This window comes from uncultured Kluyvera sp., assembly GCF_902485085.1.
GTDB classification, from domain to species: domain Bacteria; phylum Pseudomonadota; class Gammaproteobacteria; order Enterobacterales; family Enterobacteriaceae; genus Kluyvera; species Kluyvera ascorbata.
The window spans coordinates 45188-55892 of sequence record NZ_CABTJS010000020.1 but is presented as its reverse complement, the minus strand read 5'-3'; the positions used below and the strand labels follow the sequence as shown (position 1 = coordinate 55892).

Here is a 10705-nt window from a genome sequence, read left to right as displayed (position 1 = left end):
TTTAACGGAATAACGCTTGCTTACTATGACCGGAAAAGCCGTAGTATTATCCGGATAGACTAGGAAAGTGTTACCTATGTTCCCGGTCTGAAGTGTTACCTATGTATCCGGTCGTACATCCGCTTGGCCGGGCTACGGTGCTAGATCTGTAGCCCGGGCGAGGCGTTTACGCCGACCCCGGGTTGGCTCGATGCCGATTAATGGCGCTTACGCAGCAAATACTGGTACGGCAAAGACTCGGTTTGCTGGGCAATCAGCTCATGCTCCATAAAACGGCAAAAACCGGGAATATCGCGCGTGGTGGCAGGATCGTCGGCAATCACCAGCAGCGTTTCCCCCACTGGCATCGTCCGCACGGTTTTACGCACCATCATTACCGGTTCCGGGCAGCGCAGCCCTTGCGCGTCTAAGGTGTGGTCGGGGCTGGAAAACAAATCGGTCATGAGAATCTCGTCGTCAGAAAAAACGCGCTTAGTTTACGCTGACCTTGCCTCAACGCAACCAGGTTAACGATTGCGCGAAAAACAACCATTGCAATGAAACGCGAAAGCAGTATCATTCCGCCCCTGCAATGGGTTTGCAGACTTATTGGGTTCCCTCACCCCAACCACTAAAAAGGTACAATATGACTCCCTTTACATCCTTACAGCGCCGTCATGCGCTGGTTTGGCTATCGCTATTTCACCTGCTGGTGATCACTTCCAGTAACTATCTGGTACAGCTGCCGGTCTCTATTTTCGGCTTCCACACCACCTGGGGCGCGTTTAGCTTTCCGTTTATCTTCCTCGCGACCGACCTGACCGTGCGAATCTTTGGCGCACCGCTGGCTCGCCGTATCGTTTTCGCGGTGATGGTCCCGGCGCTGATGATCTCCTACGTCATTTCGTCGTTGTTCTATATGGGCGAATGGCAAGGTTTCGGCGCGCTGGCGCACTTTAACCTGTTCGTGGCCCGTATCGCCGCCGCCAGCTTTATGGCCTATGCCCTGGGGCAGATCCTTGACGTACACGTGTTCAACCGCCTGCGTCAGAGTCGCCACTGGTGGCTCGCACCAACAGCCTCTACGCTGTTCGGCAACATCAGCGACACGCTGGCGTTCTTCTTTATCGCCTTCTGGCGCAGCACCGACCCGTTCATGGCCACGCACTGGGTGGAAATCGCCCTCGTGGACTACTGCTTTAAAGTGCTGATCAGCATTGTTTTCTTCCTGCCGATGTACGGCGTACTGCTGAATATGCTATTGAAAAAGCTGGCAGATAAATCTGATTTGTCAGCAATGCAGCCAGGTTGAGAGTTCATTACACGGGTTGTGATAAGATACGCAGATGAGCCGTTAGTGGCTATTTATCGAAAGGAAGATGTCAATGCGCAAATTGGTGAAATATGCTGGTATTGGCCTGCTGGTAATGGGCCTTGCGGCCTGTGACAACAGCGACACCAGCACCCCTGCACAGGGTTCGGCTGCCGCAAGCGATGCCGCAGGTCAGGCAATCAATCTGTTAGACGGTAAGCTGAGCTTTACGCTGCCGGCCGGGATGACCGACCAGAGCGGTAAGCTGGGCACCCAGAGCAATAACATGCACGTTTACTCTGACGCCACCGGCATGAAAGCGGTCATCGTCATCGTTGGCGACGACACCACCGAAGATTTAGCGGTGATGGCAAAACGTCTTGAAGATCAGCAGCGCAGCCGCGACCCGCAGCTGCAGGTGGTGACCAATAAATCCATCGAGGTGAAAGGCCACACGCTGCAACAGCTCGACAGCATCATCTCCGCGAAAGGGCAGACCGCGTACTCTTCCGTCGTACTGGGTAAAATCGATGGCAAGCTGCTGACTATGCAGGTTACGCTGCCAGCGGACAACCAGCAGCAGGCGCAATCTGACGCTGAGAAAATCATCAATACGCTGGTCATCAACTAAGTTTTGCTGACCACGACACGGCCTCTTGCGTGCTTACGCCAGGGGCCGTTTTTTTAGCTGCCATCCCAGCAGCAGCGCCACCGCCACCAGCCCCGCTGCGGCAATATAAATCGTCGAAATCCCCATCCACGCCATCATCAGCCCGGCCAGCGGACCGGTAATACCCAGCGATAAATCCATAAACACGGTGTAGGTGGCCAGCGCCGACCCTTGGTTTTGCTGGGGTACGGCCTTCACCGCAACAACGCCCAGCGCCGGGAACACCAGCGAGAATCCCGCTCCCGCGAAGAAGGTGCCGATTTTTGCCATCAGCGGCGTATCCGCCACGCCCACCAGCAGCAGGCCAACAATCTCCACTGAGAAGCAAATCATCGCCACGTTCAGGCCGCCGAGGCGGTTGATACCGTTCGGGAACAGCAGACGTGTGCCTACGAATGCACAGCTAAAGAGGGTGAGCGCAAATGCCGCGCCGTCCCAGCCTTTCGCGTCATAGAACAAGGTGATAAAGGTAGCGATAACCCCAAAGCCAGCGGAGGCCAATGCCAGCGCCATACCGTAAGGCCAGACGCGCCCCAACACCGCGCGAAAGGACATCGGCTTGCCCTTTTTGGCTTTCACTTCTGCACGCGGCAACGCGCACAGGATGGCGACGGCAGCGACGGCCATAATCGCCAATGCCAGCCCTTGTAGACCCACATAGCGATAACACACCACGCCGAGCGGCGCGCCCATCGCCATCGCACCGTAGGTGACAATCCCGTTCCATGAGATCACCCGGCCAATATGCGGCGAGCCCACCACGCCAACGCCCCATAGCGTGGAGCCCGTCCCGGCAAAACTCTGCCCGATACCGAGGATCACGCGCCCCAGACACAACAGGACCAGGCTCACCAGAGGCCAGTCGCTGCCCGTTGCCGCCAGCAGATAGCTCAACCCGCTGAGAAAGCAGCCGCACAGCCCCATCACCACAATACGTTTTGGCCCCAGCAGGTCGGCATAACGCCCGGCGTGCGGGCGACTGAGCAGAGTGGCGAAGTATTGCAGGCTTATCACCAGCCCCGCCCAGAAGGCGCTGAATCCCATAACGTCATGGACATAGCCAGGCAGTACCGCCAGCGGCAGGCCAATGGTGAGGTAACTTGCGAAGTTGAAGATAACGATGGAGACAATACGCAGGTTGAGGCGCAGACCGCTAAGCTGCCCCTCAGCGTCGACCGCAGGCATAGATAATCCCTTATAGATGCATCGAAAAAGGCATTATTGCACATTTTGTAGCCCGGGCGAGGCGTTTACGCCGGCCCCGGAAGGCTCGGAGTCATTCCCGGCGGCGCTTCGCTTGGCCGGGCTACGCGGTATGGGAGGATTTGTTTGGCCAGAAGATGGTGATAACACCCGCAATAATGACCACGACGCCCAGCAGACCACGCCAGGAGAAGGGTTCGTGCCAGCCTGGTAGCCAGATAGCGGCACACCACACCACCATGTAGCTCAGGCTCAATAACGCATAGGCTTTTGCCAGCGGCAGTCGCTTCAGCGCAAAGAACCAGCAGGCCATCGACGCCACGTAACCGAACAGACCGAGGAAAAGCGCCAGCGTTCCGGCGCCGAAATGCAGCAAATGCAGCAGGAACACCAGCGGCTGCTCCGCCGAGGGCAGCGTGGTCATTGCCACGCGCAGCGTCAATTGAGCGGCGCTGACCAGCACTACGCTCATTAATGCCCAGATAAGCCCCATCAGGCGCTGCTCCCTACTAATATAATACCAACAATAATCAGCGCTACGCCCGCCCAGTGACGGCGGCTCACCGGCTCGTGCCAGATGGTACGTGCCGCCAGCGTCACCCAGACAAAATTAAGGCTCAGCATCGGATAAGCCACGCTGACCGGAATTTGCTGTAATACCAGCAGCCACAGCAGCATCCCCAGCCCGAGCATCGCCAACGCGAGTCCAAGCCAGGTCAACAGATGGCGCCCACGCTGCCCGGCTGGCGCCGGGCGCGTGGCCTGTTTCTGGCATAGCTGCCCGGCACAGCTCAATAAGCTGGCGAGCAGCAGACAGGCCCAGGTTATCATTGCGGACGATACTGAATAAATGCGGTTCGTCCCATCACATATACCTCATCGGGTTTTGGCAGCGGTAAATCCACGACTTTAGCATTGCGCGGCAACTGCAGCACCAGGGAGATAGGTCCCTCCTGGCGATGCGCTTCCAGCCACTGCGGGAAATCGCTGTCGGAGATGAAGCGCCCTTTGGCATCCGGATAAGCGAGACCGTATTTCAACTCACCCGTCTGCGCATACATGATGATATCACTGCGGTTCAGCTCCCAGGCAAGCCCAGCAGCAATACCGACGCTGTTGCTCAGCACATAGCGGCTCGGTGTCAGAGACTCACTCACAATATCCACCAGGAACTGCGGCTGCTTGCTGTTAGTCACGCGATCCGGAATGGCAAACCCCACCAGCAGCGCCAGTCCTAACGGACAGAGTGCCGCCAGCGTCCAACGCTGCGCATCCGACTTGATTGACAGCCAGCCCATCAGCGCCCAGACAAAGAACGCCACCGCTGCCAGCACGCACTTATACAGCTCAATCTGCATCCACACCGGTTGCTTCATCGGCCCCCACGGCGACACAACAAACACCGCCACCAGGCCAATCACGCCGAAAGCTATGTTGATGATGCCGTTAATCCGCAGTGCCTTCGCCCCCACTTTTGCCGCATCCACCGCATAGCGCGCCATCAGCATCGCCAGCGGCGCAAAGCACGGCAGAATATAGGTTGGCAGCTTGCCTTTGGCGATACTGAAGAACAAGAACGGCATTACTATCCAGCCCAGCAGATAGAATGCGCTGCTCTGCCCTTCACGCCCGCGCCAGCCAAGCTTTAACGCGCCCGGCAGCAGGGCCAGCCACGGCAGGCTCCCGGCAATCAGGAACGGCAGATAGTACCAGAACGGCGCTTTATGCTGGGCATCGCTCTGCGCAAAGCGCTGAATATGCTCGACCCAGAAGAAATAGCGCCAGAAGTCGCCTTCACGCTGCGCAATCGCCAGCCCCCAGGGCAACACGGTCAGTACACATACCAGTACCGCCAGCCAGCCCCAGATAAGCACCTCCCGCCAGCGTTTCTGTACGATAACCCACGGCAGTACAGCAATCACCGGCACAGCCAGCGCCAGGAACCCTTTGGTCATCACCCCCATTCCGCAGGCAATGCCGAGCAGCACGTAGCCCCAGAAACGTTCACCGGTGGTTTTCGCCGATGCCGCCAGCCAGAAGCTGAACATCGCCAGCGTCATCCACAGGGTGATCATCGGGTCGAGCACCGCATAGGTACCAATACCGTAAACCAGGAACGCCGTTAAGAAGATAACTCCGGACAGCAACGCCACTTTTTTATCGCGCCAGATACGCCAGGCAAGCCAGGCCACCAGCAGCGCAGATACGGTGATTGAAAACACCGCGCCAAAGCGCACGCCAAAGTTGTTATGCCCAAAGAGCCACTGACCAATGCTGTTGATCCAGTAGCCCGCAATCGGCTTTTCAAAATAACGCAGGCCGAGGAAATGCGGCACAATCCAGTCACCGGTGGCCAGCATTTCACGGCTTATCTCCGCATAGCGGGTTTCATCCGGCTGCCACAGCAACCGAAAATTGAGGGGCAGAAGATAGTAAAGAACGAACAATGCAACTAACGAAATACCATAGCGAAGGGATTTCATACATCGGGGCTCAATAGTTGTTGGCGACCAAGCCAGCCTTCACGGCCAGCCAATTCTCCCCGTACCACCTTCCCAACCGGGAGCTGACGGAAGTCATCCGGAAGAAGCTGGCTCAGCGGGCAAAACAGGATCTCCTGTTGCGCCGCCAGGGTCAGCAGATAATCGAACTGTTCGGCGCAGACACCGCCTTCAACTTCTGCATGAATGGTATATACCGGCGTACCGGTATCTTTGCGGATCTGCTCCAGCAGCCAGCGGTTATAGCCTTCAGCGCTGACCACGGTGCCCACCGCTTCATCCCAGGTTGGCAGCGTGACGGGGATCTGCACGGTAGCGGTATCCCCATTACTCAACTGCGGAAGAAACGGCTGCGTACCGCGACAATCGCTGTTGTAGAGAAAATCGAACGACTCTTTGGCTTTCACCACGCGCTGATCCGCACGCCAGCCGGCTACCGCAGAACAGGTGACCGGGCGACCCAGAATCGCTTCCAGCTCGCTGAGACCTCGGCCGATTTCCGCGACCAGCTGTTCCTCTTTCCACACGCCGCTCCACTGCTGCCAGCGGTGATGATCCCAGGCGTGCAGACCGACTTCATGTACCTGCGCAACGCTGCGGATGATTTCCGCGTTCGCCGCACCAATGCGTCGTCCAGGCCAAGCCGTACCGGCGAGGAGAATATCCCAGCCATACAGCGATGCCGCGCGCGAGCGCAGCATCTTCCACAAGAACTTCGGTTTTACCAGGCGCCACAAGTGGCGCCCCATGTTATCCGGCCCGACGCTGAAGAAAAAACTGGCCTGTATGCGGTGCTTTTTGAGCACCGCCATCAGCCGTGGTACGCCCTCGCGAGTACCGCGAAAGGTGTCCACATCAACGCGCAAACCTACTTTTTTCATGATGGTTTTTCATCCGTCAGTTCAACCGTGCGCAGGAAGAAGTCCAGCGTCTCTTCAACGGTCTGCTGCATTTCTACCGTCGGCTGCCAGTCAAGTAAACGCTTAGCGTTACGAATACTTGGCTTACGGTGCTCTACGTCCTGATAGCCTTTACCGTAGTAGTCGCTGCTTTCCACTTCACGGAAGCCAGCAAACGGCGGGAAACGATCGCGCAGCGGGTGACGTTCGAAGCAGTCGAGCAGCATTTCTGCCAGCTCTTTGATGCTTGCTTCGTTGTCCGGGTTACCGATGTTGATGATCTGCCCATCGCAGCGGCCATCTTTGTTTTCGATGATACGGAACAACGCTTCGATACCATCGCTGATGTCGGTGAAGCAACGTTTCTGTTTGCCGCCTTCGATCAGTTTGATCGGCGAACCTTCTACCAGGTTGAGGATCAGTTGAGTGATCGCACGGGAGCTACCGATACGCGCGGCGTTCAGGTTATCCAGACGCGGACCCATCCAGTTAAACGGACGGAACAGGGTAAACTTGAGGCCGGTTTTGTCACCGTAAGCCCAAATCACGCGGTCCAGCAGCTGTTTGGAAACCGAGTAGATCCAGCGCTGTTTGCTGATTGGCCCCACCACCAGGTTGGAGGTGTCTTCGTCGAAGTTCGCGTCGGTACACATGCCGTACACTTCGGAAGTTGACGGGAAGATGATGCGCTTGTTGTACTTCACGCAGTCACGAATAATCTTCAGGTTCTCTTCGAAGTCCAGTTCGAATACGCGCAGCGGGTTACGGGTATATTCGATAGGCGTCGCAATTGCCACCAGCGGCAGCACCACGTCACATTTCTTAATGTGGTATTCGATCCACTCGGAGTGGATGCTGATGTCGCCTTCTACAAAGTGGAAGCGCGGGCAGTCGAGGAAGCGGCTGATAGCGTCAGAGCCAATATCCAGGCCGTAAATCTCATAGTTATCATCCTGAAGCAGGCGTTCGGTCAGGTGGTTACCGATAAAGCCGTTCACGCCCAGAATCAGCACACGGGTACGACGCTTCACCGCCACAAACGGACGGCTGGAGAGCAGCGCACCGGCCACCAGGCCCATCGCTGGCGCCAGCTGAGTACCCTGCATGTAAACGCCGTTAGCGCTCTGACCGGTGACGATTTCCAGCGCGCCCTCACCGCAGGCAACCACCAGCGGTGCCACGGACAGCACGGTACCCGGCTTCGCGGCTGCCATATCGGTGCGCACACGGGATTTCCAGACGATGAATTTATTGGTGCCGACATAGCCAAACGCGCCCGGCCACGGATCGCTCACCGCGCGCACCAGGTTGTGCAGTTCCTGCGCCGGTTTTTCCCAGGTCAGACGACCGTCTTCCGGGGTACGACGACCGACGTAGGTCGCGTCTGTATCATTTTGCGCACGTTCCTGAGTCTGACCGCTGCGGATTTTCGGCAGCACATCACCCAGCAGAGTCTGGGAAGCCGCGCACAGCTTACGGTGCAGCGACAGCGCCACGTCAGAGTCGGCAATAGCGACAGTCTGCTGCGCCACAATGTCGCCCGCATCCGCGCGGTTGGTCATGCGGTGTAGGGTAACGCCGGTCTCTTTCTCACCGTTGACCAGCACCCAGTTCAGCGGCGCACGGCCACGGTATTTTGGCAGCAGGGAACCGTGCAGGTTGAAAGCCCCCTTCGGTGCCAGATTGAGGATGTCGTCGCTCAGCAGGTTGCGATAGTAGAAGGAGAAAATCACGTCCGGCGCCATCGCACGAATACGGTCAACCCACAGCGGGTGATTAACATCTTCCGGCGCATAAACGGTAATGCCCTGCTCGGCTGCCAGACGGGCAACGGAGCCAAAGAAGTTGTTTTCACCGGCGTTATCCGGGTGAGTGAAGATCGCCTCAATGTCGTATCCGGCGTCCAGCAGTGCCTGAATACCGGTGCAACCCATGTCGTGATAGGCAAATACAACAGCTTTCATTAACGATTTTCCTCTTCAGATTCCAGATTTTCCTGGCGAACAACACGTTGAATAAAGTAACGAGGACGGGCGCGCACGTCGTTGTAGATGCGGCCGATATACTCCCCGAGCAGGCCCATGCCGATAAACTGAGCCCCGATAAACATGAACAGAATGGCGAATAGCATGAACACCCCGTCACCCGCCCATTCCGGGCCCAGCGCCAGGCGCAGCACCACTAACAGAATGGAGAAAGCAAAGCCGAGCACGGCGATGACGCTACCGACCACGCTCAGAAGACGCAGCGGCGTGGTGGTTAAACAGGTCACCAGGTCGTACATCAGGTTGATGAGGCGCATAAAGCTGTATTTTGAATCACCGAACTCACGCTCGGCGTGCATCACCGGGATCTCCACGGCGCGGCGAGCAAAAGTGTTCGCCAGAATCGGGATGAAGGTGCTGCGTTCGTGGCAGTTGAGCATCGCGTCGATGATATGGCGGCGATAGGCGCGCAGCATGCAGCCATAATCGCCCATCGCTTTACCGGTGGTCCGCTGGATCAAACGGTTAATCATCTTCGATGCCGTTTTACGGAAGATGCTGTCCTGACGGTTCTGGCGCACGGTGCCGACCACGTCGTAGCCTTCGTCTGCCTTTTCCACCAGGCGCGGAATTTCTTCCGGCGGGTTTTGCAGGTCAGCATCGAGAGTGATGATAAGGTCGCCGGTAACGTGGCTGAAGCCCGCCATAATCGCCGAGTGCTGGCCGTAGTTACGGTTCAGCAGCACCGCCACGATGTGGCTTTCCGGGGCTTCTGCCGCTTCCACCAGCATGCGTGCAGAGTCATCGCTACTGCCGTCATCAACCAGCAAAATTTCATAGTCACGATTAAGCGTCGCACAGGCTGCGTCGGTACGGCGGATCAACTCCGGCAGGCTATCCTGCTCGTTGTATACCGGTATCACGACGGAGACTTTTTTGACTAAAGGGTACTCAAACATATCAACGGCCTGCTAACTGATGGAGCGCCGTAATGACACGGGTGGTGTCGTCATCGGTCATATCCGGGAAAAGAGGGAGCGAACAGATACGCGCGCTGTTCCATTCGGTATTGGGCAAAGAGAGTTCCGGGAAGCGCTCGCGGTAGTACTTCTGCGTATGCGCCGCACGGAAGTGCAGCCCGGTGCCGATACCTTGCGCCTTGAGCTGTTCCATCAACGCATCGCGGCTGATACCGCAGCGCTGCTCATCTACGCGAATAATAAACAGATGCCAGGCGTGCAGGTGCGGCCAGCTCGGTACGGCCAGCGGCTGGAAAGGCGTATCCGCCAGTTCCTGCACGTAGCGCTGCGCGATATCGCTACGACGCTGATTGGCCTGACCCAGCTTGCCCAGTTGAACCAGCGCCAGCGCGGCGTTGATATCGGCCAGGTTGTACTTAAATCCGGGGCTAATCACTTCCGCCTGCGGCGCCCGGCCATGGGTCTGGCGGTCGTAGGCATCAACGCCAAGACCGTGGAATTTCAGGCTACGAATGCGGTTTGCCAGCTGTTCGTCGTCGGTAATAATCAGCCCGCCTTCCGCGCTGGTCATGTTTTTGATGGCGTGGAAGGAGAAAATCGCCGTTCCCTGCCAGCCAACATGATGGCCTTTGTAGTAGGTGCCCGCCGCATGCGCCGCGTCTTCAATCAGCGGAATGCCGTGGCGTTCAGCCACTGCGCGCAGCCCGTCGATATCCGCCGGCGCGCCAGCATAATGCACGGGAATAATCGCTTTGGTGCGCGGAGTAATTGCCGCTTCAACCGCTTCTGGGGTGATCATCAGATTGTCGCGATCGACGTCGATCATCACCGGGGTCGCGCCCAGCAGAACGATCATATTGAGGGTAGAAACCCAGGTTTGCGAAGGGGTGATGACTTCATCGCCAGGACCAATGCCGAGGGCCATCAACGTAACGTGCATACCGCCGGTCGCGGAACTCACGGCAATTGAAAAACGGTTTCCCGTCAGGGCGCAAAACGCCTCTTCCAGCGCCTGGTTTTTTGGTCCGGTGGTGATCCAACCCGATTGCAGCACCTCTTTCAGCGCTGCGAACTCCGCCTCGCCCATAGAGGGACGTGAAAACGGCAGAAAATCACTCATGAATGTTCCTTACCCTATAACGCAAATGAGTACGCCTGATTCGAGAATAAAACGGT

General features: G+C 57.3%; 11 protein-coding genes. 2 read left to right on the top strand and 9 right to left on the bottom strand.

Annotated elements, in window-relative coordinates; translation table 11 throughout:
• Positions 1-197: 197 nt before the first annotated feature.
• The gene (gene tusA, locus RDN66_RS03700; protein ID WP_035894813.1) at positions 198-443 is read right to left on the bottom strand and encodes a sulfurtransferase TusA; all 246 of its coding nucleotides are present in this window, start codon (positions 441-443) and stop codon (positions 198-200) included.
• Between the two features lie 182 nt (positions 444-625).
• Between tusA and RDN66_RS03695 the strand changes: the two genes are divergently transcribed.
• Both RDN66_RS03695 and RDN66_RS03690 read left to right on the top strand, forming a co-directional pair.
• Entirely contained in the window at positions 626-1291 is a 666-nt protein-coding gene (locus RDN66_RS03695; protein WP_035894815.1) for a 7-cyano-7-deazaguanine/7-aminomethyl-7-deazaguanine transporter, read from the top strand.
• A 73-nt stretch (positions 1292-1364) separates the two neighbouring features.
• A complete protein-coding gene (locus RDN66_RS03690; RefSeq protein WP_035894816.1) occupies positions 1365-1922 on the top strand; it encodes a DcrB family lipoprotein in 558 nt (185 codons plus the stop codon).
• A 33-nt stretch (positions 1923-1955) separates the two neighbouring features.
• On the opposite strand, the gene RDN66_RS03685 is transcribed toward RDN66_RS03690, so the two are convergent.
• From RDN66_RS03685 to arnB, 8 genes are all read right to left on the bottom strand, one after another.
• Positions 1956-3146 carry an MFS transporter gene (locus RDN66_RS03685; protein ID WP_202217032.1) on the bottom strand — a complete coding sequence of 397 codons (1191 nt, stop codon included), beginning with the start codon at positions 3144-3146 and terminating at the stop codon, positions 1956-1958.
• A gap of 121 nt (positions 3147-3267) precedes the next feature.
• On the bottom strand, positions 3268-3657 hold the full coding sequence (arnF, locus tag RDN66_RS03680) for a 4-amino-4-deoxy-L-arabinose-phosphoundecaprenol flippase subunit ArnF (RefSeq protein WP_202217031.1): 390 nt from the start codon (positions 3655-3657) through the stop codon (positions 3268-3270).
• The gene (gene arnE / locus RDN66_RS03675) at positions 3657-3995 is read right to left on the bottom strand and encodes a 4-amino-4-deoxy-L-arabinose-phosphoundecaprenol flippase subunit ArnE (RefSeq protein ID WP_123650902.1); all 339 of its coding nucleotides are present in this window, start codon (positions 3993-3995) and stop codon (positions 3657-3659) included. Before arnE ends, arnF begins: the two co-directional genes overlap by 1 nt.
• Positions 3992-5647 (bottom strand): lipid IV(A) 4-amino-4-deoxy-L-arabinosyltransferase, encoded by a 1656-nt coding sequence (gene arnT, locus RDN66_RS03670; protein WP_202217030.1) that lies wholly within the window; start codon positions 5645-5647, stop codon positions 3992-3994. The genes arnE and arnT overlap by 4 nt, the downstream gene beginning before the upstream one ends.
• Positions 5644-6546 carry a 4-deoxy-4-formamido-L-arabinose-phosphoundecaprenol deformylase gene (arnD, locus tag RDN66_RS03665; RefSeq protein WP_202217029.1) on the bottom strand — a complete coding sequence of 301 codons (903 nt, stop codon included), beginning with the start codon at positions 6544-6546 and terminating at the stop codon, positions 5644-5646. The genes arnT and arnD overlap by 4 nt, the downstream gene beginning before the upstream one ends.
• Positions 6543-8528, bottom strand: a complete 1986-nt coding sequence (gene arnA, locus RDN66_RS03660; protein ID WP_202217028.1) for a bifunctional UDP-4-amino-4-deoxy-L-arabinose formyltransferase/UDP-glucuronic acid oxidase ArnA — start codon at positions 8526-8528, stop codon at positions 6543-6545. Before arnA ends, arnD begins: the two co-directional genes overlap by 4 nt.
• On the bottom strand, positions 8528-9508 hold the full coding sequence (gene arnC, locus RDN66_RS03655; protein ID WP_185667379.1) for an undecaprenyl-phosphate 4-deoxy-4-formamido-L-arabinose transferase: 981 nt from the start codon (positions 9506-9508) through the stop codon (positions 8528-8530). Before arnC ends, arnA begins: the two co-directional genes overlap by 1 nt.
• A 1-nt stretch (position 9509) precedes the next feature.
• Entirely contained in the window at positions 9510-10649 is a 1140-nt protein-coding gene (gene arnB / locus RDN66_RS03650) for a UDP-4-amino-4-deoxy-L-arabinose aminotransferase (RefSeq protein WP_202217027.1), read from the bottom strand.
• Positions 10650-10705 lie beyond the last annotated feature (56 nt).

Bases quoted from the DNA above. Each gene is read 5' to 3' on its own strand.
- tusA (WP_035894813.1), bottom strand. From the start codon at position 443: ATGACCGATTTGTTTTCCAGCCCCGACCACACCTTAGACGCGCAAGGG.
- RDN66_RS03695 (WP_035894815.1), top strand. From the start codon at position 626: ATGACTCCCTTTACATCCTTACAGCGCCGTCATGCGCTGGTTTGGCTA.
- RDN66_RS03690 (WP_035894816.1), top strand. From the start codon at position 1,365: ATGCGCAAATTGGTGAAATATGCTGGTATTGGCCTGCTGGTAATGGGC.
- RDN66_RS03685 (WP_202217032.1), bottom strand. From the start codon at position 3,146: ATGCCTGCGGTCGACGCTGAGGGGCAGCTTAGCGGTCTGCGCCTCAAC.
- arnF (WP_202217031.1), bottom strand. From the start codon at position 3,657: ATGGGGCTTATCTGGGCATTAATGAGCGTAGTGCTGGTCAGCGCCGCT.
- arnE (WP_123650902.1), bottom strand. From the start codon at position 3,995: ATGATAACCTGGGCCTGTCTGCTGCTCGCCAGCTTATTGAGCTGTGCC.
- arnT (WP_202217030.1), bottom strand. From the start codon at position 5,647: ATGAAATCCCTTCGCTATGGTATTTCGTTAGTTGCATTGTTCGTTCTT.
- arnD (WP_202217029.1), bottom strand. From the start codon at position 6,546: ATGAAAAAAGTAGGTTTGCGCGTTGATGTGGACACCTTTCGCGGTACT.
- arnA (WP_202217028.1), bottom strand. From the start codon at position 8,528: ATGAAAGCTGTTGTATTTGCCTATCACGACATGGGTTGCACCGGTATT.
- arnC (WP_185667379.1), bottom strand. From the start codon at position 9,508: ATGTTTGAGTACCCTTTAGTCAAAAAAGTCTCCGTCGTGATACCGGTA.
- arnB (WP_202217027.1), bottom strand. From the start codon at position 10,649: ATGAGTGATTTTCTGCCGTTTTCACGTCCCTCTATGGGCGAGGCGGAG.